The sequence below is a fragment of the Methylibium rhizosphaerae genome (assembly GCF_006386545.1).
GTDB classification, from domain to species: Bacteria; Pseudomonadota; Gammaproteobacteria; order Burkholderiales; family Burkholderiaceae_C; genus Pseudorivibacter; species Pseudorivibacter rhizosphaerae.
Genome location: NZ_SWAR01000007.1, coordinates 1 through 26,830 on the forward strand (window position 1 = coordinate 1; position 26,830 = coordinate 26,830).

General features: G+C 69.8%; 24 protein-coding genes. 11 read left to right on the top strand and 13 right to left on the bottom strand.

The window, feature by feature from the left end; all coding sequences use genetic code 11:
• Nucleotides 1-119: 119 nt before the first annotated feature.
• The 4 genes from E8D38_RS07515 to E8D38_RS07530 all read right to left on the bottom strand — a co-directional run bounded on the left by E8D38_RS07515 (nucleotide 120) and on the right by E8D38_RS07530 (nucleotide 6,639).
• Nucleotides 120-683 carry a transglutaminase-like cysteine peptidase gene (locus tag E8D38_RS07515; protein WP_181178976.1) on the bottom strand — a complete coding sequence of 188 codons (564 nt, stop codon included), beginning with the start codon at nucleotides 681-683 and terminating at the stop codon, nucleotides 120-122.
• A gap of 137 nt (nucleotides 684-820) precedes the next feature.
• Nucleotides 821-2,275 carry an efflux transporter outer membrane subunit gene (locus tag E8D38_RS07520; RefSeq protein ID WP_140627482.1) on the bottom strand — a complete coding sequence of 485 codons (1,455 nt, stop codon included), beginning with the start codon at nucleotides 2,273-2,275 and terminating at the stop codon, nucleotides 821-823.
• Nucleotides 2,272-5,463: an efflux RND transporter permease subunit gene (locus E8D38_RS07525; protein WP_140627484.1), complete on the bottom strand. Its 3,192-nt coding sequence runs from the start codon at nucleotides 5,461-5,463 to the stop codon at nucleotides 2,272-2,274. Before E8D38_RS07525 ends, E8D38_RS07520 begins: the two co-directional genes overlap by 4 nt.
• Before the next feature lie 15 nt (nucleotides 5,464-5,478).
• Complete coding sequence (locus tag E8D38_RS07530; protein ID WP_219851679.1) at nucleotides 5,479-6,639, bottom strand: efflux RND transporter periplasmic adaptor subunit; 1,161 nt, start codon at nucleotides 6,637-6,639, stop codon at nucleotides 5,479-5,481.
• A 306-nt stretch (nucleotides 6,640-6,945) separates the two neighbouring features.
• Between E8D38_RS07530 and E8D38_RS07535 the strand changes: the two genes are divergently transcribed.
• Nucleotides 6,946-7,611 (top strand): TetR family transcriptional regulator, encoded by a 666-nt coding sequence (locus E8D38_RS07535; RefSeq protein WP_140627488.1) that lies wholly within the window; start codon nucleotides 6,946-6,948, stop codon nucleotides 7,609-7,611.
• On the top strand, nucleotides 7,601-8,656 hold the full coding sequence (locus tag E8D38_RS07540) for a DUF72 domain-containing protein (RefSeq protein WP_246099397.1): 1,056 nt from the start codon (nucleotides 7,601-7,603) through the stop codon (nucleotides 8,654-8,656). Before E8D38_RS07535 ends, E8D38_RS07540 begins: the two co-directional genes overlap by 11 nt.
• A gap of 382 nt (nucleotides 8,657-9,038) precedes the next feature.
• On the opposite strand, the gene E8D38_RS07545 is transcribed toward E8D38_RS07540, so the two are convergent.
• Complete coding sequence (locus E8D38_RS07545; protein WP_140627490.1) at nucleotides 9,039-11,453, bottom strand: penicillin acylase family protein; 2,415 nt, start codon at nucleotides 11,451-11,453, stop codon at nucleotides 9,039-9,041.
• A 149-nt stretch (nucleotides 11,454-11,602) separates the two neighbouring features.
• Here E8D38_RS07545 and E8D38_RS07550 point away from each other — a divergent pair, with 149 nt between their 5' ends.
• A complete protein-coding gene (locus E8D38_RS07550) occupies nucleotides 11,603-12,055 on the top strand; it encodes a hypothetical protein (protein ID WP_140627492.1) in 453 nt (150 codons plus the stop codon).
• A gap of 68 nt (nucleotides 12,056-12,123) precedes the next feature.
• Nucleotides 12,124-12,513 carry a fluoride efflux transporter CrcB gene (gene crcB / locus E8D38_RS07555; protein ID WP_140627494.1) on the top strand — a complete coding sequence of 130 codons (390 nt, stop codon included), beginning with the start codon at nucleotides 12,124-12,126 and terminating at the stop codon, nucleotides 12,511-12,513.
• Between the two features lie 10 nt (nucleotides 12,514-12,523).
• Here crcB and E8D38_RS07560 read toward each other — a convergent pair whose 3' ends face one another.
• Both E8D38_RS07560 and E8D38_RS07565 read right to left on the bottom strand, forming a co-directional pair.
• On the bottom strand, nucleotides 12,524-13,180 hold the full coding sequence (locus E8D38_RS07560) for a LysE family translocator (RefSeq protein ID WP_181178977.1): 657 nt from the start codon (nucleotides 13,178-13,180) through the stop codon (nucleotides 12,524-12,526).
• Between the two features lie 41 nt (nucleotides 13,181-13,221).
• Nucleotides 13,222-13,734 carry a DUF1993 domain-containing protein gene (locus E8D38_RS07565; RefSeq protein WP_140627496.1) on the bottom strand — a complete coding sequence of 171 codons (513 nt, stop codon included), beginning with the start codon at nucleotides 13,732-13,734 and terminating at the stop codon, nucleotides 13,222-13,224.
• 93 nt (nucleotides 13,735-13,827) lie between these two features.
• On the opposite strand from E8D38_RS07565, the gene E8D38_RS07570 reads away from it, so the two are divergent.
• Nucleotides 13,828-14,838 (top strand): D-2-hydroxyacid dehydrogenase family protein, encoded by a 1,011-nt coding sequence (locus E8D38_RS07570; RefSeq protein WP_140627498.1) that lies wholly within the window; start codon nucleotides 13,828-13,830, stop codon nucleotides 14,836-14,838.
• A gap of 3 nt (nucleotides 14,839-14,841) precedes the next feature.
• On the top strand, nucleotides 14,842-16,044 hold the full coding sequence (locus E8D38_RS07575) for an MFS transporter (RefSeq protein WP_140627500.1): 1,203 nt from the start codon (nucleotides 14,842-14,844) through the stop codon (nucleotides 16,042-16,044).
• Between the two features lie 7 nt (nucleotides 16,045-16,051).
• Here E8D38_RS07575 and E8D38_RS07580 read toward each other — a convergent pair whose 3' ends face one another.
• From E8D38_RS07580 to E8D38_RS07600, 5 genes are read right to left on the bottom strand one after another with little or no spacing between them, the layout of a single operon-like run.
• A complete protein-coding gene (locus tag E8D38_RS07580) occupies nucleotides 16,052-16,384 on the bottom strand; it encodes a hypothetical protein (RefSeq protein WP_140627503.1) in 333 nt (110 codons plus the stop codon).
• A 32-nt stretch (nucleotides 16,385-16,416) separates the two neighbouring features.
• A complete protein-coding gene (gene upp / locus E8D38_RS07585; RefSeq protein WP_140627505.1) occupies nucleotides 16,417-17,043 on the bottom strand; it encodes a uracil phosphoribosyltransferase in 627 nt (208 codons plus the stop codon).
• 38 nt (nucleotides 17,044-17,081) lie between these two features.
• Nucleotides 17,082-17,849: an SIR2 family NAD-dependent protein deacylase gene (locus E8D38_RS07590; RefSeq protein ID WP_140627508.1), complete on the bottom strand. Its 768-nt coding sequence runs from the start codon at nucleotides 17,847-17,849 to the stop codon at nucleotides 17,082-17,084.
• A gap of 18 nt (nucleotides 17,850-17,867) precedes the next feature.
• The gene (rlmB, locus tag E8D38_RS07595; protein ID WP_140627510.1) at nucleotides 17,868-18,605 is read right to left on the bottom strand and encodes a 23S rRNA (guanosine(2251)-2'-O)-methyltransferase RlmB; all 738 of its coding nucleotides are present in this window, start codon (nucleotides 18,603-18,605) and stop codon (nucleotides 17,868-17,870) included.
• A gap of 41 nt (nucleotides 18,606-18,646) precedes the next feature.
• Complete coding sequence (locus E8D38_RS07600) at nucleotides 18,647-20,344, bottom strand: thiamine pyrophosphate-binding protein (RefSeq protein ID WP_140627512.1); 1,698 nt, start codon at nucleotides 20,342-20,344, stop codon at nucleotides 18,647-18,649.
• A 117-nt stretch (nucleotides 20,345-20,461) separates the two neighbouring features.
• Here E8D38_RS07600 and E8D38_RS07605 point away from each other — a divergent pair, with 117 nt between their 5' ends.
• From E8D38_RS07605 to E8D38_RS07625, 5 genes are all read left to right on the top strand, one after another.
• Complete coding sequence (locus E8D38_RS07605) at nucleotides 20,462-21,115, top strand: TetR/AcrR family transcriptional regulator (protein ID WP_140627514.1); 654 nt, start codon at nucleotides 20,462-20,464, stop codon at nucleotides 21,113-21,115.
• Between the two features lie 165 nt (nucleotides 21,116-21,280).
• The gene (locus tag E8D38_RS07610; RefSeq protein ID WP_140627516.1) at nucleotides 21,281-22,264 is read left to right on the top strand and encodes a tripartite tricarboxylate transporter substrate binding protein; all 984 of its coding nucleotides are present in this window, start codon (nucleotides 21,281-21,283) and stop codon (nucleotides 22,262-22,264) included.
• Nucleotides 22,265-22,305: 41 nt separating this feature from the next.
• On the top strand, nucleotides 22,306-23,469 hold the full coding sequence (locus tag E8D38_RS07615) for a Gfo/Idh/MocA family protein (RefSeq protein ID WP_140627518.1): 1,164 nt from the start codon (nucleotides 22,306-22,308) through the stop codon (nucleotides 23,467-23,469).
• An 11-nt stretch (nucleotides 23,470-23,480) separates the two neighbouring features.
• Nucleotides 23,481-24,674, top strand: a complete 1,194-nt coding sequence (locus E8D38_RS07620) for a dihydrodipicolinate synthase family protein (RefSeq protein WP_140627520.1) — start codon at nucleotides 23,481-23,483, stop codon at nucleotides 24,672-24,674.
• Nucleotides 24,675-24,680: 6 nt separating this feature from the next.
• The gene (locus E8D38_RS07625; RefSeq protein WP_140627522.1) at nucleotides 24,681-25,541 is read left to right on the top strand and encodes a sugar phosphate isomerase/epimerase family protein; all 861 of its coding nucleotides are present in this window, start codon (nucleotides 24,681-24,683) and stop codon (nucleotides 25,539-25,541) included.
• A gap of 10 nt (nucleotides 25,542-25,551) precedes the next feature.
• Here the strand turns inward: E8D38_RS07625 and E8D38_RS07630 are convergent, their stop codons facing one another.
• Nucleotides 25,552-26,802 (bottom strand): MFS transporter, encoded by a 1,251-nt coding sequence (locus E8D38_RS07630; RefSeq protein ID WP_140627524.1) that lies wholly within the window; start codon nucleotides 26,800-26,802, stop codon nucleotides 25,552-25,554.
• Between the last annotated feature and the right edge of the window lie 28 nt (nucleotides 26,803-26,830).

The following is a 26,830-nucleotide window of genomic DNA, read 5'->3' on the forward strand; positions in this document are numbered from 1 at the left end:
GGAAACGGGCGCCCTCCGCGTTGCAAATGCTCAGCGGGGGAACGACCCCGCTTCCGCTTTGCGCCTTGATGGCGCCCGTTTCCTGGGTCACGTGAGGCTCCAAATAGCGTTAACAGGCCCTAGTGCGGCGCCGGCGCCATGCGCTCGAGCACGCCGCGCCAGGCATCGAGCCGGTCTTCGGCGGCGCCCAGGCGCTGGCCGTCCACGCCCGCCCACAGGCCGTCGAGTCCGAAGGTGAACACGAGCCGCAGGTCGGGCCGTCGTGAAGCCGGGCGGATCTCGCTGATCAGGCTGTCGAGGATGAGCGGCTGCGAGGCGGCGTCTTCATCGCTGCCCAGGTAGGCGAGCACCATGTGCGGCCGCCAGAGCTCACCACCGCCCAGCTGCACCAGCGCATAGCCGATGCGCAGGCGCCGCACCGGAATGCCGGCCTCCAGCAGCGCGAAGTACTTGGCGATGGCGAAGTCTTCGCAGTCGCCCTGCCCGCTTGCGCGCAGCTCGTCGGGCGCCGACCAGCGGTTGGCCAGCTCCTCCACCTGCACATAGCGGCGGTTGGTGGTTTCGTTGACCTGCCGCAGCACGTGCAGCAAGCCGCCGTCCGGCTGCTGGGCCGATGCGCCAGCGCATGCCCATGCCAGCGGCAGCCACGCCACAAGCCCCCAAACCCTTGCAGACCATGCCATGAGCCCCTCCCTTTGCGGAAGCGGCCCGGCTGCCGGACGGGCCCGCTACGCGCTGCGTCCAGCTTGCACCTTTGCAACGAGCTTGGGGCTTTCGTCCATGGCCTGGACAGGGCTTCGCAGGCTGTGCGGCGCCCGTTTCAGGATGTTGTGCCGGGCTGGTGCGCCGCCTGCTGCTGGTTCGTGGCTTGCGGCTGCCAGCCGCCGCCGAGCACGCGGAAGACGTCGGCCTGTGCGGCCGCCAGCGCTCGCCGCGCGTCGGCCTGGCTGGCCTGGGCGGTGAGCGCAAAGCGTTCGGCTTCGATCAGGTCGAGCCGGCTGGCCACGCCGCCGTCGAACCGCACCCGGGTGAGCTGCTCGGCCCGCTGCAGCGCCTGGACGCGCTGCTGCAGGATCTGCAGCGAAGCCTGGGCTTCGGCATAGGCGCCCAGCGCGTCGCGGGCTTCGCGGAAGGCAGCCGCCACGCTGTCGCGGTAGTCGAGCTCGGCCTGCACCCGTCGCGCCTTCGCGAGGTCGTTCTGCGCATCGATGCGGCCACCGTTCCAGATCGGCTGGGTGAGCGAGGCCATCACGCTCCAGATCAGCGACGGCGCGTCCATCAGCTTGGAGAAGTCGCTGCTCTCGCGGCCCCAGGATCCGGTGAGCGAAATGCTCGGGAAGTAGGCCGCGCGGGCGGCGTCGACGCGGGCGCCGGCAGCGCGCAGGCGCGCTTCGGCGGCCTGCACGTCAGGGCGCCGCTGCAGCAGGTCGGACGGCAGGCCTTCGGGGATGCTCGTGTTGACCGCGGCCGCGGTGGCGCTGCGCGGCAGGTTCTGCTCCAGCAGCGCGCGCGGCGAACGGCCGAGCACGAAGCCGAGCGCGCGCTCGGCCTCGCCGCGGGCGCGCTCCAGCTTCGGCAGCTGGCCTTCGTTGGCTGCCAGCTCGGCTTCGAGCTGGCGCAGGTCGAGCTCGGACAGGTCGCCGGCGTCGAACCGCACCTTCTGCAGCTTCACGCTGTCGCGCTGCGCCACCACCGCGCGGGTGAAGAGATCCACCTGCGCGTCCAGCGACTGCAGCGCGGCATACGACTGCACCACCTGGGCAGCCAGCGCGGTGCGCAGCGTCTCGCGTGCGTACTCGGTGGCCAGCAGCTCCTCGCGGGCGGCCTTGCCGGCATTGGCCACACGGCCCCACAGGTCGACCTCGTAGGCGACGTTGAGGGTGGCCCGGAAGTCGTTGCCGATGCCGCCTGCGATCGCCGGCCCGGTTTCGCTGGCACGGGCACGCGCACCGGACAGGCCGGCATTGATGCTCGGGTAGCGGTCGGCCTGGGTGAGCCGCAGGCTGGCGCGCGACTCGTCGATGCGGGCCATCGCCCGAGCGAGGTCGCGGTTGTTCCTGAGCGCCTCGTCGACCAGCGCGTCGAGCTGAGGGTCGCCATAGGCTTTCCACCAGTCGGCGGCCACCGCGGGCACTGCGGCATTGGTGGCCGGCAGTTCGAGCTGCGGGGTGGCATTGGACGCGCCGCCGGGGGCGGCGCAGCCGGCCAGCAGCGCGGCCAGCGCCACCGCCGTCAGCAGGCCGAGCCGCTTCGGGATTGCGGGTTGACGGTTCATGCGTGGCCTCCTTCGGCCTGGTGCGTGCCGTGCAGGCCCGGACGGTGCGCGTGCGAGTGCAGATGCGCCGCTTCGGCCTGCATCTCCGCGGTGGAGCGCGATTCCTTGAGCTTTCGAGCGGTGATGATCTTGTAGAACATGGGAATGAAGAAGATGGCCAGCGCGGTGGCGGCCAGCATGCCGCCCATGACGCCGGTGCCCACCGAGACGCGCGCCCCGGCACCCGCCCCGGAGGAAATGGCCAGCGGCAGCACGCCGAGGATGAAGGCCAGCGAGGTCATGATGATCGGGCGGAAACGCAGGCGTGCCGCCTCGAGCGCGGATGCCGATGCCGACAGGCCCTCGTGGTGCTTGATCGAGGCGTACTCCACGATCAGGATCGCGTTCTTGGCCGCGAGGCCGAGCAGCGTGACCAGGCCGATCTGGAAGTACACGTCGTTGGTGAGCCCGCGCAGCCACACCGCGGCCAGCGCGCCGAACGTGCCGAAAGGCAGCGCCAGCAGCACCGAGAACGGCAGCGACCATTTCTCGTACTGGGCCGAGAGAATGAGGAACACCATCACCGCGCCCAGCACCAGCGCGAGGTACGAGGTGCCCGACGAGCGCTTCTCCTGGTAGGACGCCCCGCCCCAGTCGAAGCTGAAGTCGGACGGCAGCACCTGCCTGGCGATGCGCTCGACCTCGGCGATGGCCTGCCCCGAACTCACGCCCGGCGCCCCCTGGCCGAACAGCTTGACCGCCGGCAGGTTGTTGAAGCGATCCAGCGTCTCCGGGCCCGACGAGAACTTCACCGTGGCCAGCGCGGACACCGGCACCATCTGCCCGGTGCTGGAACGCACCCACATGCGGCCGATGTCGTCCGGCCGCTTGCGAAAGCCCGGCTCGGCGGACATGAGCACCTGCCAGGCGCGGCCGTACTTGTTGAAGTCGTTCACGTAGTAGCTGCCCAGCGTGGCCGACAGCGTGTTGAACACTTCATCGACCGGCACGCCCAGCGCCTTGGCGCGCTCGCGGTCCACGTCCACGTACAGCTGCGGCGTGCTGGCGCGCCACAGGCTCTGCACGCCGCCGAGCATCTTGCTCTGCGACACCGCGCCCTGGAACTGCTGCATCACCTCGGCCAGGCGCTTGGCGCCGCCTTCGCCGCGGTTCTGGATGTAGAACTCGAAGCCGCCCGCGGTGCCCAGGCCGAAGATCGGCGGCGGGTTGAAGGCGAGCACCAGCGCTTCCTTGATGTGGCCGGTCTTCATGAACAGCTCGCCCACGAGCGCCTGCACCGGCATCGGGCGCTCGTCCCAGTGCTTCTGCGTGACGAAGATGGTGGCCGCGTTGTTGCGGTAGCCGCCGCCCAGGAAGTCGAAGCCGGTGAAGGCGATGACGTCCTGGTTGAACGGGTTGGACTTGATGATCTCGATCACCTCGCCCACCACCTTGTCGGTCCGCTCGAGCGAGGCGCCGTCGGGCAGGATCACCGCCGAGATGTAGAAGCCCTGGTCCTCGTCGGGCACCAGCGACCCCGGGGTGATGCGCAGCAGGCCCACCGTCACGGCCACCATGCCGGCGAACAGCAGCAGGCCGATGCCGGCGCGGCGCACCAGGAAGCTCACGCCGCCCACGTAGTGACCGGTGACGCGGTGGAACCAGTTGTTGAACCAGGTGAAGAACCGGCCGGGCTTGCGGTGCTCGCTCTTCAGGATGAGCACGCACAGCGACGGCGTGAGCGTGAGCGCCACGATGCCCGAGATCACCACGGCGATCGAGATGGTCACCGCGAACTGGCGGTACAGCTCGCCGGTCAGGCCGCCCAGGAAGGCGATCGGCACGAACACCGCGCACAGCACCAGCACGATGGCGATCACCGGGCCGGACACCTCGCGCATCGCCTTGATGGCCGATTCGCGGGCCGACAGGTGCTCCTCGTGCATGATCCGCTCGACGTTCTCGAGCACGACGATGGCGTCGTCCACCACGATGCCGATGGCCAGCACCATGCCGAACAGCGTGAGCGTGTTGATCGAGTAGCCCAGCATCAGCAGGCCGGCGAAGGTGCCGATCAGCGACACCGGCACCGCCACCACCGGGATCAGCGTGGCGCGCCAGTTCTGCAGGAACAGGTACACCACCAGGATCACCAGCGCCATGGCTTCGAGCAGCGTCTTCACCACCTCCTTGATCGACACCTCGACGAAGCGCGTGGTGTCGTAGGGCACCGAGTAGTCGATGCCCGGCGGGAAGGCTTCCTTCAGCGTGGCGACGGTCTTGTTGACCTCCTGGGCCACGTCGAGCGCGTTGGCGCCCGGCTGCAGGAAGATGCCCACGAGCGTGGCCGACTTGCCGTTGATGCGGCCGATGAAGTCGTAGTCCTTGGAGCCCAGCTCGAGGCGCGCCACGTCCTTCAGGCGCAGCGTGCTGCCGTCGGGGTTGGCGCGGACGATGATCTCCTCGAACTGCTTCGGGTCGGACAGGCGGCCCTGCGTGGTGATGGTGTAGACCATCTCCTGGTCACCGCCCGTGGGCGCCTGGCCCACCTTGCCGGCGGCGAACTGCGCGTTCTGCTCGCTGATGGCATGGGCCAGGTCGCTGGTGGTGAGCCGCAGCTGCGCGAGGCGGTCGGGGCGCACCCACACCCGCATCGCGTAGTCCTTGGCGCCGAAGATCTGCACGTTGGTGGTGCCGGGCACGCGCTTGAGCGAATCGAGCACGTTCAGCGTCACATAGTTGCTGATCGTCAGGTCGTCCTTGCTGCCGTCGGGCGAGAAGAACGCCAGCACCTGCAGGAAGGCCGAGGAGCCCTTCTCCACGGTGACGCCCTGGCGCCGCACTTCCTGCGGCAGCTTGGCCTCGGCCTGCTTCACCCGGTTGTTCACCAGCTGCGCGGCCTGGTCGGCATTGGTGCCGATGTCGAACGTGACCTGGATGGTCACCACGCCGTTGGAGGTCGACGTGGAGTTCATGTAGATCATCTTCTCGACGCCGTTGATCGCGTTCTCCAGCGGCGCGGCGACGGTCTGCTCGATCACCTCGGCGCTCGCGCCGGGGTAGACGGCGACCACGCTCACCACCGGCGGCGCGATCTCGGGGTATTGCGCGATCGGCAGCGAACGCATCGCCGCCAGGCCCGCAATCACGATGAAGATGGACAGCACGGCCGCGAAGATCGGCCGGTCGATGAAGAAGCGCGAGAACATGTCGGGGCTCCCGGCTTACTTCGACGCTGCCTGGGCCGGAGCGGACGCGCCGCCCTGCCCGGCAGGCGCCGAGGCGCCGCCGGCGGGCACCACCTGCACCGGGGCGCCCGGGAAGAAGATGCGTGCCATGCCGTCGACAATGAGGTTGTCGCCTGCGGCCAGGCCCTTGGTGATGATCCAGCCGTCAGCCAGCTGGTCACCCACCGTCACCGGCTTGGGCTGCGCCTTGTTGTCGGCCACCACATAGACGAACTTGCCCTGCGGGCCTTCGAGCACCGCGCGGGACGGCACCCGCACCGCGTTCGGGCGCACCGCGCCCAGCAGGCGTACCCGCACGAACTGGCCGGGCTTGAGCACGCCGTCGGGGTTGGGGATCTCGGCCTCGGCTTCCACCGTGCCGGTGTTGCCGGAAACGCGCGTGTCCGAGAAGAGCAGCTTGCCCTTGTGGCTGTAGATGCTGCCGTCGGCCAGCTTCACCTCGACCTGGAAGGCCTCGTTGCCGGGCAGCTTCAGCTGGCCGGCCGCGACCTCGTTGCGCCAGCGCATCTGGTCGGTGTCGGCGATGCCGAAGCGCACCTTCGCCGGGTCGGTCTGCGTCACCGTGGTGAGCAGCATGTCCGGGCCCGACACCAGCGTGCCTTCCGAAGGCACCGACCGGCCCGCCACGCCGCTGATGGGCGACTCGACGCGGGTGTAGCCCACGCTCAGGGCCGACTCGGCACGGCGCGCCTGTGCGCCCTTCAGGTCGGCACGCGCCACCTGCTCGGCCGACACCGCGTCGTCGTACTCGCGCTGGCTCACCGCCTTGGCCTCCCACAGCGGCTTCAGGCGGGCCAGCGAACGGGTGGCCTGGGCCAGGCGGGCCTCGGCGGCCGCCACGTCGGCGTCGGCACGGCTGAAGGCGGCCTGGAACTGCGCCGGGTCGATGGTGTAGAGCGACTGGCCCTTCTTCACCTGCCCGCCTTCCTTGAAGTTGCGCTTCACCAGGATGCCGGCCACCCGGGCACGCACCTCGACGTCGCGCGAACCGGCGGCCTGGCCGACGTATTCGAAACTGGCCGGGATGTTGGCCACGGCCACCTTCTCGACCGACACGGCCGCCGGCGGCATGCCGCCGCCGTGGCCGTCCTGGGCGCCGCCCCTTCCGCAAGCGGCCAGCACGGCGGCCACGGCCACCAATGAAACAAGGGGTGCCCGCCGGACGAGGGGCTGGGCCGATGACAGAAAGCGCAGAGCGAGCCTGGGCGCGGGCATGCGATGGACCTTTCGGTGAGATTTCCGCCAGAAGGGCACGGGCGGCAGAGGAGACAAGCGTAGACGTCGCAGCGGTTCTGTTTGTGACAACGTGATAGCGCAATCCGTGCGACAGTGCGCGGCAGTTTACATACATTTTTGAATGTATGTTGACCGGCGGGGTGAACCAAACGGTTCACGAACCCTCCCACGAGGGACAATCACCCCCGTTCTTCAGAAGTCACCCCCATGGTCCGCCGCACGAAAGAAGAAGCGCTCGCCACGCGCAATCTCATCCTCGACACCGCCGAGCTGCTGTTCCAGCAACACGGCGTGTCACGCACCTCGCTGCACGAGATCGCCCAGGCAGCCGGACTCACCCGTGGTGCCATCTACTGGCACTTCAAGGACAAGGCCGATCTCTTCAACGCCATGATGGAACGGGCCACGCTGCCGCTCGAGGAGTCGGTGTGCAGCCTCGATTCCGCCGCTGCGGAAGACCCGCTCGAGCACATCCGCGGCAACCTGCTCAGCGCCCTCAAGCTCACCACCACCAGCCCGCAGGCGCGCCGTGTGTTCGAGATCGCGACCCACAAGGTCGAATACGTCGCCGAGCTGCTGGCGGTGCGCGACCGGCACCTCGCCGGCCGCAACGAGTGCCTGGCCCATGTGGAGATGGCGCTCAAGGCGGCCCAGCAGCGCGGCCTCATCAGCAGCAAGGCCCCCGCCCGTTCGGTGGCGCTCGGCCTGCATGCGCTGGTCGACGGGCTGATCCAGAACTGGATGCTCGATCCGGAGGCGTTCGACCTCGTGCGGGTGGGCCGGCACGTCATCGACGCCTATCTGGGCGGCCTGAAGGCGCCTGCCGAGCCGGCCGCCACACCCAGGCGCAAGCTGCGCCTCGTTGCCGCCTGAGATGGCGGCGCAGGACGACCTCTTCGGACTCCCCGAGCCTGAAGACAAGCCGCCGCCCCGTCCCGGCAAGACTGAGCCACCGGCCAGCGGCGACGGCTCCCTGCAGCCCGCAGACGTCGGCGACGAGCTGACCGGCGTGGCACAAGGCCTGGCCGCACGCTACGGCGACCTGCTGCGCATGGGCACTTCGTCGTGGAACTTCCCCGGCTGGCATGGCCTGGTGTGGGGACGCGAGTACGCCGAATCGACCCTGTCCCGGCGCGGGCTCACCGCCTACAGCCGCCACCCGCTGCTGCGCACGGTCAGCCTGGACCGCAGCTTCTACCGGCCGATGGCCGCCGCCGAGTACGCAGCACTTGCGGCACAAGTGGGGCCCGGGTTCCGGTTCGTCGTCAAGGCGCCTGCGATGGTCACCGATGCCACGGTCCGCGAGGCCGGCAGCGGCAAGGCAATGGAGCCGAACCCGCTGTTCCTCGACCCGCCCTCGACACTCGACAGCTGCCTGCGCCCGGCCGTGCAAGGGCTGGGCGCGACGCTCGGCGTGCTGGTCTTCCAGCTGTCGCCGCTGCCGCCGCGCTGGCTGAACCGACCAGCCGAACTGCTCGAACGGCTCGATGCGCTGTGGAGCGCCCTGCTCCCCGAGCTGCCCGAACAGGCGCTGCTGGCGCTGGAGGTGCGTGATGCGCAGCTGCTGACGCCCGAACTCGCCCACCTGCTCAAGCGCCACGGCGTGCGCTACTGCCTGGGCCTGCACGACCGCATGCCCACGGTGGCCGAGCAACTGCCCATGCTGCGGGCCATGTGGCCGGGCGCCCTGGTGTGCCGCTGGAACCTTCAGCGCGGGTTCCGCTACCAGCAGGCCAAGGACCTGTTCGAACCGTTCGACAAGCTGGCTGCCCCTGACCCGGCCAACCGCGCCGAGCTGGCACGGGTGATCGCCGCCACCGCAGCGGCCGGCCACCCGGTGTTCGTGACCGTCAACAACAAGGCCGAAGGCAGCGCGCCGCTGTCGATCTTCGAGCTGGCGCGGCAGCTGGCGGCGTAGTTCGTGCCGCTCCGCCGCGTACGCGGCGATGTCGCCGGCCCTAGGCCGGCTCGTCAATCACTTCGTAAAACGGGGCCCCGTCTGTGCCGCCTGCGCTGCGTCGCGGCCCGAGGGTTGCCGCGAAGCGGTCGAGCAAAGCTGTCTGAGCTCCGAGCCGCAGGCGAGGGCGAGTTCTTTGCTCGCCCTCGGGACGCAAGCTGCGCAGGGCAGTCGGCCCGTTCAGGGCCGACCGAGCACAGTCGGGGTCGCCTTTCTTTGCCTACTTTCTTTGGCGAAGCAAAGAAAGTAGGTCGCCTGCCGGGGCGAACTCCCGGCGGGCTGCAGAAGACGCAGAACAACGTCTCGGGGCTCGCCTCTCTCCCGTCCAGCTTTGCTTCGCCCCTCACCGCGGCGTCAGCACCAGCGAATGCGCCGCCGCCTGGTCGTTCCACACCGGCACGTACTGCACCGCCGTCCAAGGCTGCACGAAGCTGCGGTACCACGGCGAAAACACCAGCCCCGACTGCCCGCTCGAATGCATGAAGCGCGACTGCTTCGGATCGCCCAGGTCGTAGAGGGCTCGCAACGAGGGTCCGTGTTCATCGAGGTAGTACTCGCCGGTCGTGCCGTCGGGCCGCAGGCTCACGCGCGACACGTTGACGGTGTAGGTGTCGCCGCCCACCGGCGAGCGCAGCTCGAACCAGCCCGCCAGGGCCTTGACCTTGCTGAAGGGGCGGTGCTCCGAACGTGCGATGTGCAGCGCCCCCCAGCGCCAGGCCGACACGTTGCCGCCGAGCTTTGCCTGCAGCTCGTCGAGTGCGCGCCTCAACGCCTCGCCGCTGCGCTGCGCGCAGGTTTCCGCCGCAGGCGTCGCCTTGTCGTCGCACCACCAGGCGTCGTTGCGCTCGAGCACCAGCTCCAGCGCGTCGCGGAAGGCGCGGCTGCCCAGCTGCTGCTGGTACAGGTCGGCGCCCAGCTCGTCGGCCAGCACCAGCTCGGTGAGGTGGCGCGCCCAGGCATAGAAGATCGCCGGCGCGGCACGGTCGGCGGCCATCACGCCGTCGAAGCCGGCCAGCTCCTTTTGCGCCGCGGCAGCGAGCGGATGCTCGGCCCGGGTCGCCAGCAGGTGCGGCAGCAGCCTCACGGTGGCCAGCGACAGCTCGTCGCGCTGGATGGCGGCCAGGCTCTCGAGCGTGTGCTTCGGCCGCGCCGCCAGCAGCTGCTCGATGCGCTGCTGGCGGTACGGCACCGCCCAGTCGCTGGTGATGTAGTGCGGGTAATCGGCCGGATGGATGCGCTGGTTGGCGGTGGCCACCCAGCCGCGCGGCGGGTCGATCTCGCGCGGCGTCCGGCCCGGCTCCAGGAAGCCCGTCCAGTCGTAGCGGGCATCCCAGCCCGGAGCCGGCACCAGGCCCTTGAGGTCGTTGGCCGGTGAACGCTGTGGCACCTTGCCGGCCGCCACGAAGGCGATGCGGCCGGCCTTGTCGGCCACCACCATGTTCTGCATGGGGGCCGTGTACCGGGCCGAGGCCGCGACGAATTCGTCCACCGACGCCGCGCGGTTGAACGCCAGCCCGGCCTCGACGGTGCCGGGGTCGGCATCGAGGGCAGTCCATCGCATGGCCAGGGCATAGGCGGGCTTGCCCTTGGGGCCTGTGACCCCCTCGCCCACCTCACCCGCGTCCGAGATCACCGGCCCATGCCGCGTGGCCCGCACCGTGACCGGCACGTCGGCCGCCCCCTTGACCTTGATCACCTCCTGCCAGGTCTCGAACGCGGCCCAGCCGGTGGGCGTCTGGTACTGCGACGGGTCATCGGGCTTCAGGCGCTCGAGATAGAGGTCCTGCACGTCGGGCGCGGTGTTGGTGAAGCCCCATGCGACGTGTTCGTTCTGGCCGAGCACCACGATCGGCAAGCCCGGCATGGTGGCGCCGGCCACCTTGAGTCCGGGCGCCTCGAGCCGGGCGAAGTACCACAGCGCCGGCGAGGTGAGCTTCAGGTGCGGGTCGTTGGCCAGCAGCGGCTTGCCGGTCTCGGTGTGAGAGCCGGCCACCACCCAGTTGTTGGAGCCCAGCCCTTCGATGCCGGAAGGCGGCGCAGCCAGCAGGGCCTGCCGGCCCAGTTCGCCGTTGAGCCCCAGGCTGCGGAACAGCGCCGCATAGTCGGCGGTGGCCAGCGGCTTTTCGCCAGGGTACGGCGGTATCGCCTCGTTGACCCGCTCGAGCGGCAGCTTGAGCGACAGGCGCAGCCGCAGCAGCTCGGTCGACCAGTTGCCGCCCAGGTCCCAGGCCATCATCACGGCCCAGGCCATGCTGTCCTGCGGCGTCCATTGCTCTGGCTCGAGCCCCAGCAGCAGGAACTCCGGCGGGCGGGCGCGCAGGTGCTCGCGCAGGTAGGCGTTGATGCCGGCGGCATAGGCCTCCATGCCGCTGCGCTCTTCGCCCTTCACATTCGCCCACTGGGCGGCCGCGGCGCGTTGCACGCCCAGCGCCCGCAGGAACCGGTCGGTCGGCACGGCCGGCGGGCCGAAGGCTTCCGCCAGCCGCCCGGCGCCGATGCGGCGGTGGGTTTCGAGCTGCCAGAGCCGGTCTTGTGCATGCGCGAAGCCCAGGCCGAAGGCCGCATCCTCGATGGAGCCGGCGCGGATGGTCGGGATGCCGTGCACATCGCGGTCGATGCGCACCTCCCCCTTGGGGCCGGTCACGGTGAGGCTGCCGTCGGTGACGGGCAGCGCCCGGATGCGGTAGATCCAGGCCGCCGACCCGGCCAGCACGGCCAGCGCCAGCAGCAGCCACAGGCTTCGTTTGAGCCACTTCATCGTTCTTGTCTCCTGCTTTCGTCGCTTCCCGGCAAGGTGGCCGTGGCAAGCCTCGAAGAAACGCCCGCATGGTGGCGCAATTCACGGCTTCGGCCGGCGGCAGGCCTGCCCACAATGAAAACCTGCCCCGCTCTCCGGACCTTCGCATCATGCCCGCCCCCTCGTCGCACCGCGACAGCAAAGTGCTGCAGCTGGCCACGCCGCCGGCGCCGGCGCGGGTCGAAGTGTGCCCGCCCGGCGGCTGGCACCGTGCGCTGCCGGCCTGGTGCCTGTGGCTGAAGGCCCGCTGGGGCGTCTGGCGCGGGCAGCCGGTCCTCGGCACGCGCTCGCAGGCGCTGCTCGACGAAGCCCGGCTCGACTTCGCCGACATGCTGGCCGACCTGTACACGCCGCAGGCCGAAGACCTGCACGAGCGCATCCGCAAGGCCCGTTCGCTGCGGGAGCTGTGGCACCTGCGTTCGGAGCTCTTCAGCCTGGTGTCGCTGCACCGCGGCCAGGCCGATGCGCAGGCGCGACTGAAAGCGCTGAACCGGCACTTCCCGATCCGCGCCGCCGGCTCCGGCTTCGGCGCGCTCGACAGCGGCAAGGTCGCTCGCTGGTAGAAGGCTTGCCGCCGGCGTCCGTGCCTGTGTAGCCCGGCGAGAATCGGCCCCTCGCGAAAGAGGAACACATGAGCGGCCTTGCCATCGTTTCAGTTTTTGTCGGAGCCGGCTTCGGCGCCTTGCTGCGCTGGGTGCTGGGCAGCTGGCTCAACCCGGTGTTCACGCTCATACCGCTGGGCACCGTGGCCGCCAATCTCGTGGGCGGCCTGCTGGTGGGCATGGCCAGCGCCTTCTTCACCCAGCACACGGCGCTCGCACTCGAGTGGCGGCTCCTGGTGATCACCGGCTTCCTCGGCGGGCTCACCACCTTCTCGACCTTTTCTGCCGAGGTGGTGAACCTCATCGGCCGTCAGCAATACGGCTGGGCCGCCTGCGCCGCAGGCGTGCACCTGCTGGGCTCGCTGCTGCTCACCGGCCTGGGCATCGCGCTGGCCCACGCCCTGATGGCGCGGGGCTGAACGGCCCTGCTCAGCGTTGTGCCGACAAGGCCAGCTTCACGCCCAGGCCGATGAACAGCCCGCCCACCGCCCGCTCGAGCCAGCGGCCCAGCCGCCCCGCACCCGGGCGGCCGGCAAAGCGGGCCCGCATGGCCCCGGCGAACAAGGCCACCGCCACGTTGACCAGCGTGCCGCCGATGTCGAACACCAGCCCCAGCACCACGAAGGCCCAGGCCTGCCCGGGCTGGCCGGCGTCGATGAACTGCGGCAGGAAGGCCAGGAAGAACAGCGCGACCTTGGGGTTGAGCATGTTGATCAAGGCCCCTTGCACGAACACGCGGCGCAACGGCCCCGCCTCCACTGCCCTCGCCGGCTCGGTGCCGACAGCCGGCCCGCGGCGCTTGAACAGCAGGCCGAAGCCCGCCCACAGCAGGTAGGCCGCCCCCAGCCACTTCACCACGGTGAAGGCCAGCGCCGATGTCGCCAGCACGGCCGACAACCCGACAGTGGCCAGCACGATGTGCACGACGCAGCCGGCACCGATGCCCAGCGCCGCAGCCATGCCGGCCCGCGTACCCCGCGCAGCCGAGGTGCCGGCCACGTAGAGCATGTCGGGCCCCGGCGTGAGGTTGAGCAGCAGTCCGGCCGTGACGAACAACGGCAGGTGATGGACAGGCAGATCCGTCATGGCATCAAGGCAGCGTCAGGGCTGTTCCCAGTCACCAGTCACTACTCACCACCTCGAAGGTAGTCCGTCTTGCCCAGCTCCACGCCGTTGTGCCGCAGGATCGCGTAGGCGGTGGTCACGTGGAAGAAGAAGTTCGGCAGCGCGTAGTGCTTCAGGTAGGCCTCGCCTTCGAACTTGAGCGGCTCGCGGTCTCGACGCGGCACGGTGACCTCGCGCGTCTCGCTGCCGGCAAACGCGTCGGCCGGTGCGCTCTTCAGGTAGTCGACGGTCCTTGCAATGCGCTCCTTGAACTGCGCGATCGTGGTTTCGGTGTCCTCGAACTTCGGCGCCTCCAGGCCGGTGAGGCGGGCCACCGCGAACTTCGCGGTGTCGCAGGCGATGTGGATCTGCCGGCCCATCGGCAGCATGTCAGGGTACAGGCGCGAGCCCAGCAGCACCGCGGGGTCGACCTTCTTCGCCTCGGCGAACGCGGCCGCCTTGTCGAGGAAGTGAGAGAGGTTGCCCAGCATCTTCACGAAGATGGGCACGCTGGCCGAATGCATGCTGATCGCCACGGTGGTCTCCTTTTGATACGGTCCGGGAAAGCGGGCATGCTACTGACAAGAAATTGCCCGTGCACAATCAGGGCGACCCACTCCGCCGACGACATGAACATCATCATCCTGGACGACTATCAGGACGCGGTGCGCAAGCTCAAGTGCGCCGCCAGGCTCGACGGCTACAACGCCAAGGTCTTCACCAACACCGTCAAGGGCATCGGCCAGCTGTCGGTGCGTTTGCGCGACGCCGAGGTGCTGGTACTGATCCGCGAGCGCACCCAGTTCCCCCGCCAGCTGCTCGAGAAGCTGCCGAAGCTGCGGCTCATTTCGCAGACCGGGCGGGCCGGCTCTCACATCGACATCGAGACCTGCACGCGCCTGGGCATCGCGGTGGCCGAAGGCGTGGGCTCGCCGGTGGCTCCCGCCGAACTGACCTGGGCGCTGATCATGGCGGCCATGCGCCGGCTGCCGCAGTACATCGGCAACCTCAAGCATGGCGCGTGGCAGCAGTCCGGCCTCAAGTCGGCCTCGATGCCGCCCAACTTCGGGCTGGGCATGGTGCTCAAGGGCAAGACGCTCGGCATCTGGGGCTACGGCAAGATCGGCCAGCTGGTGGCCGGCTACGGCCGCGCCTTCGGCATGAAGGTGCTGGTGTGGGGCAGCGAGGCCTCGCGCGCAAAGGCCGAGGCCGAAGGCAACGTGGCGGCCACCTCGCTCGAGGCGTTCTTCGAGGAAAGCGACGTGGTGTCGCTGCACTTGCGGCTCAACGACAACACACGCGGCATCGTGAAGCTCGACGACCTGCACCGCATGAAGCCCACCGCGCTGTTCGTCAACACCTCGCGCGCCGAGCTGGTGGAAGACAACGCCCTGGTCACCGCGCTCAACCGCGGCCGCCCCGGCATGGCGGCGGTCGATGTCTACGAAGCCGAGCCCATCTTGCAGGGCCAGCCGCTGCTGCGGCTCGAAAACGCGGTGTGCACGCCGCACCTGGGCTATGTGGAGCAGGACAGCTACGAGCTCTACTTCAGCGCCGCCTTCGACAACGTCGTCAACTTCATCAAGGGCGAACCGACCGGCATCGTGAACCCGGACGCGCTGCGCGTGCACCGCGTCTGACCCATGGCCGGCGTCCTGCCTGACGCAGCGGCAGTACCGACACGTCCCGCGCCGCGGGCTGCGCTGTGGTCGCTGCTGTTCGGCAACTTCGTCATCGGCAGCGGCGTCATGTCGGTGGCAGGCACGCTCAACGACATGGCGCAATCGCTGCAGGTGTCGGTGGCGCTGGCCGGCCAGCTCATCAGCATTGCGGCGGCGGTGATGTGCTTCTGCGCGCCGCTGCTGGCCAGCCTGGTGGCCGGCTGGGACCGTCGCAGGCTGCTTGCGGCCGCCCTGCTCTGGTATGCCGCGGGCCATGTGCTGAGCGCCCTGATGCCCAGCTATGCGGCGCTGTGGCCGGTGCGGGCCGTCACCGTGCTGGCGGCGGCGGTGTTCACCCCGCAGGCCGCTGCCGCGGTGGGGTTCATGTCGCCGCCGGAGCATCGGGGCCGCGGCATCACCTTCATCTTCCTCGGCTGGTCCATCGCCTCGGTGGCCGGCCTGCCGCTGGCCGCCTGGATCGGCGAATCCTTCGGCTGGCGCTGGAGCTTCCACGCAGTGGCGGTGCTGGCGCTGCTGGGTGCGGCATGGGTGTGGGCCGCCATGCCCTCGGGCGTGAAGCCGGCCGCGCTGTCCTGGAAGGCCTGGCGCGAGGCGCTCACCCACCCGGTGCTGATGGCCATGGTGGCGGTCACCGCGCTCGCCGGCGCGGGGCAGTTCACCCTCTTTTCCTACGTGGCGCCCTATTTCCGGCAGGCGCTGAATGCCAGCCCGAACGAGGTGAGCGGCCTGTTCGCGTTCTTCGGCGTCTTCGGGCTGCTGGGCAACCTGCTGCTGTCGCACACGATCGACCGGGTGGGCGCGGGACGCGCGGTGGCCGCGACCATCCTGTGCATCGCCGCGACGCTGGTGCTGTGGCCGCTGGGCACCACCGTTTGGGCCATGGCGGCGGTGCTGGTGCCCTGGGGCCTGGGCTGCTTCGCCAGCAACTCGGCCCAGCAGGCGCGCCTGGGCATGGCGGCCCCGGCGCTGGCGCCGGCACTGATGGCGCTCAACACCTCGGCCATCTACTTCGGCCAGGCCGCGGGCGCGGCCGGCGGCGGCTGGCTGGTGGCGCACGCCGGCTATGCGCCGCTGCCCTGGGTCGGGCTGGCATGGCTGGCGGCCGCGCTGGCGACCAGCCTGTGGGTCAGCAGACGATCGGTGAGCAGACGATCGTTGCCGTGAATCGAGTTCAGTGCGGGTTCTCGAAGAACACGTAGTGGCTGTAGTCGCCGATCTCGAAGTACACCCGCTTCTCGCCTGAGTCCACCTGCCCGTTCAGGTTCTCGTCGAGCACGCCGTAGCCGAAGCGGTAGGCCCGCGGCAGGCTGTCGTCGGTGCCCAGCGCGGTGCTGAGCTTGTCGACCTTCAGGAAGCGCTTGACCACCTTGTCGCCGGCGTACACCTCGAGCACGCCGTTGGTGCCGGTCCAGTTCTGGATGTCGCGCCTGATCTGGTTCTGGCGTTCCTGGGTGCAGGCCGCCAGCAGCAGCAAGGCCGCGGCCGGCACGATCAGTCTTTTCATCTGCAATCTCCCTCCGTATTCTTGCGGTCGGCTCACTTGGTGCCGAAGATCTTGTCGCCGGCATCGCCCAGCCCCGGGATGATGTAGCCCTGCTCGTTGAGGTGGCTGTCGATGGCGGCCGTCCAGCAGCGCACGTCGGGGTGGGCGTCGTTCAGCGCCTTCACGCCCTCGGGCGCGGCCACCAGCACCAGCGCGCGGATGTCGGTGCAGCCCTTGCGCTTGAGCAGGTCCACGGTCGCGATCATCGAGCCGGCGGTGGCCAGCATCGGGTCGACGATGAGCGCGGTGCGTTCGTCGAGGTGGCCGACGAAGTTCTCGAAGTAATGCACCGGCTGCAGGGTTTCATGGTCGCGCGAGAGGCCCACCACGCTGACCTTGGCGCTCGGAATCATGTCGAGCACGCCGTCGAGCATGCCCAGCCCGGCGCGCAGGATGGGCACCACGGTGACCTTCTTGCCCTTGATACGGTCCACCGGCGTCGGGCCGCTCCAGCACTCGACCTCCACCCGCTCGAGCGGGAAGTCGGCGGTGGCCTCGTAGGCCAGCAGCCGCGCCACTTCGGAGGTGAGCTCGCGGAACTTCTTGGTGGAGATGTCGGCCTCGCGCAGCAGGCCGACCTTGTGTTTGACGAGTGGGTGCCGGACGTCGATGACGGGCATGGTGTTGCCTCTCGGGAAGCGTGCGTTTTGAAGCGGGGTCAGTGTAGCGGCGGCGCCTGGAGCAACTTCGGCAGCTGCACCGCGGCCGTGCCTCGCAGGCAGGCGTGCGCCACGTCGTCGAGTTCACTGGCCTGCGGGTTGAGCACCACCACGCGGGCCCCCGCGCGCCGGGCGGTGTGTGCGAGGCCGGCCGCGGGGTAGACCGCACCGGACGTGCCCACCACCAGCATGAGATCGCAGCCGCGCGCGGCCCGCTCGGCGGCCTCGAGCGCCGCGACCGGCAGCATCTCGCCGAACCACACGACACCCGGGCGCACGAGGTTGCCGCACTCGCCGCAGCGCGGCGGGCTGCCCGGCTCGGCCCAGGCCGGGTCGCAGACGTTTCCGGCTCGCGCGACGTGGCGGCGGCACGGCCCGAACCAGCGGTCCTCGAGGATGTCGCCGTGCAGGCGGATCACGCCTTCGCTGCCGGCGCGCTGGTGCAGGTCGTCGACGTTCTGGGTGACGATGGCAAGCCGGCCCGGATGGCGCCGCTGGAACTCGGCCAGCGCCAGGTGCCCCGCATTGGGCTGGGCGGCGCGCACGCCCTCGCGGCGGCTCGCGTACCAGTCCCACACGAGCTGCGGGTCGGCGCGGAAACCGTCTTCGCAGGCCAGCTGCATCGGATCGAAGCGCGACCACAGGCCGGTGAGTGCGTCGCGGAAGGTCGGGATGCCGCTTTCGGCCGACATGCCGGCGCCGGTGAGCACGCAGATCGACCGGGCCTGCGCGAGCCAGTCGCGCGCCTGCTGCTCGGTCTGGCTCATCGCGCCCTGCTCATCGCATCAGGCGGCCTGCCGCTGCCGCACGGCTTCGTACAGGCAGATGCCGCTGGCGACCGACACGTTGAGGCTTTCCACCGCCCCCAGCATCGGCAGGCTTACCAGCGCATCGCAGGTCTTGCGGGTGAGCTGGCGCATGCCGGCGCCTTCAGCCCCCAGCACCAGCGCAGCGGGGCCCTTCAGGTCGGCCTGGTAGAGCGTGCCGGGCGCGTCGTCCGAGGTGCCCACGATCCAGATGTTGCGTTCCTTCAGCTCGTTGAGGGTGCGGGCCAGGTTGGTGACCATGAAGTACGGCACCGTCTCGGCCGCGCCGCTGGCCACCTTGGCGACGGTGGCGTTGATGCCCACCGCATGGTCCTTCGGCGCGATCACCGCATGGGCCCCGGCACCGTCGGCCACGCGCAGGCAGGCGCCCAGGTTGTGCGGGTCGGTCACGCCGTCGAGCACCAGCAGCAGCGGCGGGCCTTCCACCGCGTCGAGCAGGTCGTCGAGCGACCTGGCCTGCGGCACCGGCAGCACCTTGGCCACCACGCCCTGGTGGCGGTGGGTGCCGCAGAGCTTGTGCAGGCGCTCGTTGTCGCTCTCGATGAGGCGCACGCCGGCCTCCTTGGCGCGCTCGACGAACTGGCGCATGCGCTGGTCGCGGCGCTCGGCGTCGAGGTGCAGCTCGACGATGGATTGAGGCGCCGTTTTCAGGCGCACGGTGACGGCGTGGAAGCCGAACAGGATCTTGGCGGACATGGGCGCGGATTATCCGCGCGGTGCTGCGGGAGGCATCGGCTTCATCGGCCCAGGCGCTTGGCCGCAGCCTCCCGGATGGCCGCCAGCGTGGTGCGGCTCGTGCTCACGTCGGCATCGAGCTTCAGGTGCAGCAGCGTGGGCCTGCCGCTGTCGAGCGCTGCCAGGAAGGCCGGCTCGAACTGCTCGGTGCGGGCCAGCGTGTCGGCGCGCCAGCCATAGGCGCGGGCCAGTGCGGCGAAGTCGGGGTTGAACAGGTCGCTGCCGCTCACCCGGCCGGGGTATTCGCGCTCCTGGTGCATACGGATGGTGCCGTAGGTGCCGTTGTCGACCACCAGGCTGATCAGGCGGCCCGCGCCATAGCCGGTGGCGGTGGCGAGTTCCTGCCCGGTCATGAGGAAGTCGCCGTCGCCGGCAATGTTGATCGCCGTGCGCTGCGGGTACAGCAGGCTGGCCGCCACCGCGGCCGGCACGCCGTAGCCCATGGCGCCGCTGGTGGGCGCCAGCTGGGTGCGCCCGTGGTGCTGCAGGCCCGGGTACCGGTGGAAGCGATGCAGCCAGCCGCTGTAGTTGCCGGCGCCGTTGGTGTAGATGGCATCAGGGGCCAGACGGCTCATCACCTTCACCACCTCGGCCATGTCGAGCGGTGCCACCGGCGCCGGCACGAGGTTGGCCTCGTAGTCGGCATGGGCCGCGGCCGACCACTGCACCCACGGCACCTGCGGCGGCGCCGTCAGGGTCTCCAGCGCCTTGCCGGCGTTGGCCATGCTCGACTGCAGCATCAGGTCGGCGGCGTACACCCGGCCCAGCTCCTCGGGGCCGGCATGCACGTGCACCAGCTTCTGCCGCGGCCGCGGCGGCTCCAGCAGCGTGTAGCCGCTGGTGGTCATCTCGCCCAGGCGCGGTCCGACCGCGATCACCAGGTCGGCCTCCTTGATGCGGGCGGCGAGCTTGGGGTTGATGCCGATGCCCACATCGCCGGCATACAGCGGGTGCCGGTTGTCGAAGGTGTCCTGGAAGCGGAAGGCATTGCCCACCGGCAGCTGCCAGTTCTCGGCGAAGCGCTGCAGCGCCAGCGCGCTTTCGGCCGTCCAGCCGCTGCCGCCGGCGATCACGAACGGGCGCTGCGCCGCCATGAGCATGGCGCGCAGGTCGCGCAAGGCGCCCGGTGCGGGCCAGGCCTGCGCCGGCTCCGCGCGGGGCAGTACCGCCGCACCGGTGGACTGCGTCAGCATGTCCTCGGGCAGCACCAGCACCACCGGGCCGGGGCGGCCCTGCATCGCCGTGTGGAAGGCCCGCGACACGTATTCGGGCAGGCGGTGCGGGTCGTGCACCTCGGCCACCCACTTGGCGAAGCCCAGCGTGCCGGGGCCGAACATCTGCCGGTAGTCCACTTCCTGGAAGGCTTCGCGGTCGCGCTGGTCGCTGGCCACCTGGCCGATGAACAGCACCATCGGCGTGCTGTCCTGGAAGGCGGTGTGCAGGCCGATGCTGGCGTTGGTGGCCCCCGGCCCGCGGGTGACGAAACAGATGCCGGGCCGGCCGGTGAGCTTGCCCTGGGCCTCGGCCATGAAGGCCGCACCGCCTTCCTGCCGGCAGGCAATGAAGCGGATGCGGTCGCGGTGTTCGTGAAAGCCGTCGAGCACGGCGAGGAAACTCTCGCCCGGCACGCCGAAGGCGGTGTCGACTCCTTGTTCGATCAGGCATTCCACCAGTGCATGGCCGGCCAGGCGTGCAGTCATCGTTTTGGGTCCCGTGCTGGAAGGTGGCGGCCATTATCAAGCGGCGATCCTTGCGATGATGCGGGCCCCGGTGCCCGGCTCGGCCCCCGCAATTCACCATCCAGTTAACATTCGACCATGAGCAAGAACCCCTCCGTTGCCGCTGACGCGCCCCGCCTGCGCGACGCAGACCGCTCGCAGCAGGCCATCCTGGCGGCCGCGGGCGAGGAGTTCGCGGCATACGGCCTGGGCGGCGCTCGGGTCGATCGCATCGCCGAGCGCGCGGGCGTGAACAAGCGGCTCATCTACTACTACTTCGGCAACAAGGAAGACCTCTTCCTCGCAGTGCTGGAAGACGCCTACCTGCACATCCGCGAGGCGGAGCGACAGCTGCACCTCACCGACCTGCCGCCGGCCGACGCGGTGCGCAAGCTCACCGAGTTCACCTGGAACTACTACCTCGAGCATCCTGAGTTCCTGACGCTGCTCAACAGCGAGAACCTCCACCGCGCCACGCACCTGGAGCGCTCGCAACGGGTGCGCGAGATGAACTCGCCGCTGATCCAGACGCTGGGCGAGATCCTCGAGCGCGGCCGCCTGGAAGGCACGTTCCGCGGCGGCGTCGACCCGGTGCAGCTGTACATCTCGATCGCCGGGCTGGCGTACTTCTACCTCTCGAACAAGCACACGCTGTCGGCCGTGTTCGGCCGCAACCTCATGACGCCCAAGGCGCGCAACGAGCGCCTGTCGCACATCACCGACGTGATCCTGGGCTACCTGCTGCGCGACTGAGCGCACGCGCCCGTTCGAGTCACATCCTCTTTCGTTTCCTAGGGATAACGCGCAGCCCACGACGGGCTCGCGCGGGTTGACGCTCGTTTGCGCTGCTGCCTAGAATCAATTCACCAATCGGTGAATTAAACAGTGCCACGACACGCAACCGAGGAGACACCCACCATGGCCCTGCATCGCGCCCTTGCCCTGGCTTCTCTCGCCTGCCTTTCAGCGCTCACCGCCACGAGCGCTTTCGCGCAAGCCAACGGCTACCCCAGCAAGCACATCCGCGTGATCGTGCCGTTTGCGGCCGGCAGCACGACGGACATCATTGCCCGCGCCATCACCGACAAGCTCTCGGCCAGCATGGGCCAGCAGCTGGTGGTGGACAACCGCGCCGGCGCCAGCGGCACCATCGGCCAGGCGGCAGTGGCCGCCGCAGCGCCCGACGGCTACACGATCATGATCCACTCGTCGTCGCACACGGTGAGCCCGTCCACCTTCGCGAAGCTGCCCTTCGACACCGTGGCCGACTTCGCCGGCGTGACGCCCATCTCGACCACGCCCAACGTGCTGGTCATCTCGCCGGCGAAGAACGTGAAGTCGGTGAAGGACCTGCTGGCCCTGGCCAAGAGCCAGCCGAGCGGCCTCAACTTCGCTTCCGCCGGCCAGGGCAGCGCCACGCACCTCAATGCCGAGAAGTTCAAGATGGCCGCCGGCATCACCGCCACCAACATCCCGTTCAAGGGGTCTGCCGAGGCGGTGACCGAGGTTCTCTCCGGCCGGGTCGACTACTACTTCTCGCCCATTGCGCCGGTGATCGGCCAGATCAGGGAAGGCCAGCTGCTCGCCCTCGCGGTGGGCTCGCCCAAGCGCGCCAGCGCCCTGCCCGACGTGCCCACCACCGCCGAAGCCGGCGTGCCCGGCTCCGAGTTCAACTTCTGGATCGGCATGATGGCCCCGGCCAAGACGCCACGCGAGATCGTGAACCGCCTGCACGACGAAGTGGTGAAGGCGCTGGCCTCGCCCGAGGTCAAGGAACGTTTCGCCAAGCTCGGCGCCGATGCGTGGACCCTGCGGCCGGAGCAGTTCGATGCCTACATCCGGGCCGAGATCGAATCCAACGCCAGGCTGGTGAAGGCAGCCGGCCTCTCACCGGCCCAGTGACGCGCCACCCCATCACACCCGAAGCCCACACCATTGCCACCATGGCCACCCAACGACTCGGACTCATCATGCACGGCGTCACCGGACGCATGGGCATGAACCAGCACCTCATCCGCTCCATCGTCGCCATCCGCAGGCAAGGCGGCGTGACGCTTGCCAACGGCGACCGCGTGATGCCCGACCCCATCCTCGTCGGCCGCAATGCCGAGAAGATCCAGACGTTGGCCCGCGCCCACGGCATCGAACGCTGGGGCACCGACCTCGACGCCGCATTGGCCAACCCGGCCGACACGCTGTTCTTCGACGCCGGCACCACCCAGATGCGGCCGCAGCTGCTGGCGAAGGCCATCCGTGCCGGCAAGCACGTCTACTGCGAGAAGCCGATCGCCACCAACCTGAACGAGGCGGTCGAGATCGCGCGTCTGGCGCAAGGCGCCGGCATCCGCCACGGCGCGGTGCAGGACAAGCTGTTCCTGCCCGGGCTGCGCAAGCTCGACATGCTGCGGCGCGCCGGCTTCTTCGGTCGCATGCTGGCGGTGCGCATCGAGTTCGGCTACTGGGTGTTCGAAGGCGACCTGCAGCCGATCCAGCGCCCGTCGTGGAACTACCGCAAGGAAGACGGCGGCGGGATGATCCTCGACATGATGTGCCACTGGCGCTACGTGCTCGACAACCTGTTCGGCGAGGTGCAGTCGGTGTCGTGCATCGGCGCCACCCACATCCCCCGGCGCTGGGACGAAAACGGCCAGGCCTATGCGGCCACCGCCGACGATGCGGCCTATGCCACCTGCGAACTCAAGGGCCACGGCGGCGAGCCGGTGATCGCGCAGCTCAACATGAGCTGGGCCACCCGCGTGCGGCGCGACGACCTCGTCACCTTCCATGTGGACGGCACCGACGGCTCGGCGGTGGCCGGCCTGTCCAGCTGCCGGGCGCAGTCGCGCGTGGCCACGCCGCGGCCGGTGTGGAACCCGGACGAAAAGCAGGCGATGAACTTCTTCGACCAGTGGCAGGAGATCCCCGACACGATGGTCTACGACAACGGCTTCAAGATCCAATGGGAGCACTTCATCCGCCATGTGGTGGAGGACGCGCCGTACAAGTGGACGCTGCCCGAAGGCGCCAAGGGCGTGCAGCTGGTGGAGGCCGCGCTCGACTCCTGGAAGCAGCGCCGCTGGGTCGACGTGCCGGCGCTCGAGGTCTGAGGCGGCCGACGATGGCACAGGCACTCGCGATCACCCTTCCCACGGCGGCCCGCACGCTGGAGCACTACACGCTGCGCGGCCAGCCGCCCGCCCGGCCGGCGCCGGGCCTCGCATTCAACCGCATCGCCTACTCGGCCGCGCACGTGGTGGCCGACCCGCTGGCCTCCGTCGACCCGTGGCTGCAATGCGCCGTCGACTGGGACGCCACCATCGCCTGCCGGCGCCGGCTCTGGTCGCTCGGCCTGGGCGTGGCCGAGGCGATGGACACCGCGCAGCGCGGCATGGGGCTGGACTGGCCGACGTCGCTGGAGCTCATCCGACGCTCGCTCGACGCCGCGAAGGACGTGCCGGGCGCCTTGATCGCCAGCGGCTGCGGCACCGACCACCTGGCACCCGAGGCCGCCAAAAGCGTCGACGACGTGGTGCGCGCCTACGAGGAGCAGATGGCGGCCATCGAGAAGCTCGGCGGCCGGCTCATCCTGATGGCCAGCCGCGCACTGGCGCGCGTGGCGCGAGGTCCCGCCGACTACGAGCGGGTGTACGACCGCCTCCTGAGCCAGGCGCAGCGGCCGGTCATCCTGCACTGGCTGGGCGACATGTTCGACCCGGCGCTGGCGGGCTACTGGGGCAGCACGGACGTCGAAGCCGCCATGGACACGGCGCTGGGCATCATCGCCGCGCATCAGGGCAAGGTCGACGGCATCAAGATCTCGCTGCTCGACAAGGACAAGGAGATCGCCATGCGCAGGCGCCTGCCGCCGGGCGTGCGCATGTACACCGGCGACGACTTCAACTATGCGGAGCTGATTGCCGGCGACGGCCACGGCAGCGAGCCGACGCACGGCCGCAGCGACGCGCTGCTGGGCATCTTCGATGCGATCGCGCCGGCGGCGAGCGCCGCGCTGGGCGAGCTGGCGCAGGGCCGCACCGAGAGATTCCACGCCATTCTGGGGCCCACCGTGCCGCTGTCGCGCCACATCTTCCAGGCGCCCACCCGCTTCTACAAGACCGGCGTGGTCTTCATGGCCTGGCTCAACGGGCACCAGCGGCACTTCACCATGGTGGGTGGCCAGCAGAGCACCCGCTCGCTGCAGCACCTGTGCGAGCTGTTCCGCCTGGCCGATGCGGCCAACCTGCTCGAGGCGCCCGAGCTGGCCGTCGCGCGCATGAGGACGCTGCTCGCTGTGCATGGCGTGGAGGCTTGAGGCGGCATGCGCGACTTCTCGAAGGACCATCGCTGGCTGTCGATCAACACCGCCACCGTGCGGCAGCAGCACGGCCAGGAGTGGCCGCTGCTCCAGATCCTGGACGCCTGCGCACGGCAAGGCATCCGCGCGGTTTCGCCATGGCGCGACCAGGTGGCGGCGGCCGGGCTGCAAGCCACCTCGCGCGCGCTGCGCAGCCATGGGCTCGAACTCTCGGGCTATTGCCGCGGCGGCATGTTCACCTCCGATGACGCGCGCGACGGCAACCTCCGGGCGCTGGACGAGGCCTGCGAACTGGGCGCCCCCTGCCTGGTGCTGGTGGTGGGCGGCCTGCCCGGCGCGCTGAACGGGCAGGCCCTGCACAAGGACATCGCCGGTGCCCGCCGGCAGGTGCAAGACGGCATCGCGCAGCTGCTCGAGCAGGCGCGCGAGCGCCGCATGCCGCTGGCCCTCGAGCCGCTGCATCCCATGTATGCGGCCGACCGCGCCTGCATCAACACGCTGGAGCAGGCCCTCGACGTGTGCGACGCGCTCGACCCGGGCCGTTCAGGGGCGCTGGGGGTGGCGGTGGACGTGTACCACCTGTGGTGGGACCCGAAGCTCCAGGCGCAGATCGAACGCGCCGGGCGCGAGCGGCTGCTGGCCTTCCATGTGTGCGACTGGCTCGCGCCCACCCGCGACCTGCTGCTCGACCGCGGGATGATGGGCGACGGCGTGATCGACATCCCGCGCATCCGCGGCTGGGTCGAGGCCCAGGGCTACGCCGGCTACAGCGAGGTGGAGATCTTCTCGGCCGCGAACTGGTGGCAGCGCGGCGGCGACGAGGTGCTCAAGACCTGCATCGAGCGGCACCGCAGCGCGGTGTGACCGGGAAGGTTCAGGCCGGCGCCGACACCAGCGCGGTGCGGCGCACCCGCCGCACGTTGAACGCGCTCACGATCAGCACCGCCTGCACCATGGCGATGCCCACCCACACCGCGCCCGGCAGGCCGTGGTCCATGAGCAGCCCGTAGGCCAGCGGCGCGACGGCCTGGCCGATGTCGAGCCCCGAGTACACGACGCCGTAGACCCGGCCGGTCGCGTTGTCGGGCGTGGAGCGCTTGACCAGCAGGTCGCGCGACGGGCCGGCCAGGCCGGCGAAGAAGCCCATCGCACCGAAGAGCACCGGCACCATCGCGCCCGGCACGTCCGCCAGGCCCATGGTGAGCGCCACGCTGGCGGCCACGCCGAAGCCGATGCCCACGATGCGCTCGCAGCGCGCCGGGTCGCTGGCCAGGAAGCCCCCCGCCAGCATCCCGCCGGCGCTGCACACCATGTAGATGGTCAGGCACATCGCCGCCAGGTCCTTGCTCACGCCGTGCAGCAGCCGCGCCGCCTCCGGCGCGAAGCTCTGCACGCCCGACAGCGACATCGCGAAGAACAGGAAGAAAGCGAAGCACATCCAGACCGCGGGGATGGAGAGGAAGTCGAAGCTGCCGCCCTGTGCGTGGGCGGCAGGGCTGGCAGCCCCGGCGGCCGGCGAAGACGAAGGCAGCTGCAGGTGCCGCCGGTTCAGCCACACGACGGCCAGCACGAGCAATGCGAGACCGGCGGCGCACAGCATCGCCACGCGCCATGAATAGGCGATCGTCACCGGCACCAGCAGCACCGGTGCCACCGCCCACCCGAGGCTGCCGGTCACGCCGTGCACGCTGTAGGCATGCCCCAGGCGCGGCTTGCTGATCTTGTGGTTGATGAGCGTGTAGTCCACCGGATGGAACACGCCGTTGCCCACGCCGGCCACCATCGAGAAGACCACGAGGTGCCAGTACTGCTGGCTGATCGAGAAGCCGAAGGCGGCCAGCGCGATGAGCCCGAGGCCGCCCACCAGCACCGGCAGAGGGCCGCGCTGGTCGACGACGAAGCCCGACAGCGCCTGCACCGCGCACGACACGACGAAGAACACCGACATCAGCAGCCCGAGTTCGGCATAGCTCACCGCGAAGGCGTCCTTGAGCCAGGGGAACAGCGGCGCCAGCAACAGCTGGCTGAAGTGGCTGATGCTGTGGGCCAGGCCCACCAGCGCGATGGTGCCGGCATCCTGGCGCAGGGGCACCGTGGGGGCAGCGGATACGGTTGCAGTCGTCATGGGGAGGATGTTAGGTGGAGGCCCCTCG

What these genes read in the sequence shown, in the direction of transcription:
- E8D38_RS07525 (WP_140627484.1), bottom strand. Translation starts at nt 5,463, where the DNA reads ATGTTCTCGCGCTTCTTCATCGACCGGCCGATCTTCGCGGCCGTGCTG.
- E8D38_RS07550 (WP_140627492.1), top strand. Translation starts at nt 11,603, where the DNA reads ATGCCCGCCCCCTCGTCGCACCGCGACAGCAAAGTGCTGCAGCTGGCC.
- rlmB (WP_140627510.1), bottom strand. Translation starts at nt 18,605, where the DNA reads ATGTCCGCCAAGATCCTGTTCGGCTTCCACGCCGTCACCGTGCGCCTG.
- E8D38_RS07570 (WP_140627498.1), top strand. Translation starts at nt 13,828, where the DNA reads ATGAACATCATCATCCTGGACGACTATCAGGACGCGGTGCGCAAGCTC.
- E8D38_RS07515 (WP_181178976.1), bottom strand. Translation starts at nt 683, where the DNA reads ATGGCATGGTCTGCAAGGGTTTGGGGGCTTGTGGCGTGGCTGCCGCTG.
- E8D38_RS07575 (WP_140627500.1), top strand. Translation starts at nt 14,842, where the DNA reads ATGGCCGGCGTCCTGCCTGACGCAGCGGCAGTACCGACACGTCCCGCG.
- E8D38_RS07625 (WP_140627522.1), top strand. Translation starts at nt 24,681, where the DNA reads ATGCGCGACTTCTCGAAGGACCATCGCTGGCTGTCGATCAACACCGCC.
- E8D38_RS07520 (WP_140627482.1), bottom strand. Translation starts at nt 2,275, where the DNA reads ATGAACCGTCAACCCGCAATCCCGAAGCGGCTCGGCCTGCTGACGGCG.
- crcB (WP_140627494.1), top strand. Translation starts at nt 12,124, where the DNA reads ATGAGCGGCCTTGCCATCGTTTCAGTTTTTGTCGGAGCCGGCTTCGGC.
- E8D38_RS07535 (WP_140627488.1), top strand. Translation starts at nt 6,946, where the DNA reads ATGGTCCGCCGCACGAAAGAAGAAGCGCTCGCCACGCGCAATCTCATC.
- upp (WP_140627505.1), bottom strand. Translation starts at nt 17,043, where the DNA reads ATGCCCGTCATCGACGTCCGGCACCCACTCGTCAAACACAAGGTCGGC.
- E8D38_RS07605 (WP_140627514.1), top strand. Translation starts at nt 20,462, where the DNA reads ATGAGCAAGAACCCCTCCGTTGCCGCTGACGCGCCCCGCCTGCGCGAC.
- E8D38_RS07630 (WP_140627524.1), bottom strand. Translation starts at nt 26,802, where the DNA reads ATGACGACTGCAACCGTATCCGCTGCCCCCACGGTGCCCCTGCGCCAG.
- E8D38_RS07610 (WP_140627516.1), top strand. Translation starts at nt 21,281, where the DNA reads ATGGCCCTGCATCGCGCCCTTGCCCTGGCTTCTCTCGCCTGCCTTTCA.
- E8D38_RS07545 (WP_140627490.1), bottom strand. Translation starts at nt 11,453, where the DNA reads ATGAAGTGGCTCAAACGAAGCCTGTGGCTGCTGCTGGCGCTGGCCGTG.
- E8D38_RS07590 (WP_140627508.1), bottom strand. Translation starts at nt 17,849, where the DNA reads ATGAGCCAGACCGAGCAGCAGGCGCGCGACTGGCTCGCGCAGGCCCGG.
- E8D38_RS07560 (WP_181178977.1), bottom strand. Translation starts at nt 13,180, where the DNA reads ATGACGGATCTGCCTGTCCATCACCTGCCGTTGTTCGTCACGGCCGGA.
- E8D38_RS07615 (WP_140627518.1), top strand. Translation starts at nt 22,306, where the DNA reads ATGGCCACCCAACGACTCGGACTCATCATGCACGGCGTCACCGGACGC.
- E8D38_RS07620 (WP_140627520.1), top strand. Translation starts at nt 23,481, where the DNA reads ATGGCACAGGCACTCGCGATCACCCTTCCCACGGCGGCCCGCACGCTG.
- E8D38_RS07600 (WP_140627512.1), bottom strand. Translation starts at nt 20,344, where the DNA reads ATGACTGCACGCCTGGCCGGCCATGCACTGGTGGAATGCCTGATCGAA.
- E8D38_RS07580 (WP_140627503.1), bottom strand. Translation starts at nt 16,384, where the DNA reads ATGAAAAGACTGATCGTGCCGGCCGCGGCCTTGCTGCTGCTGGCGGCC.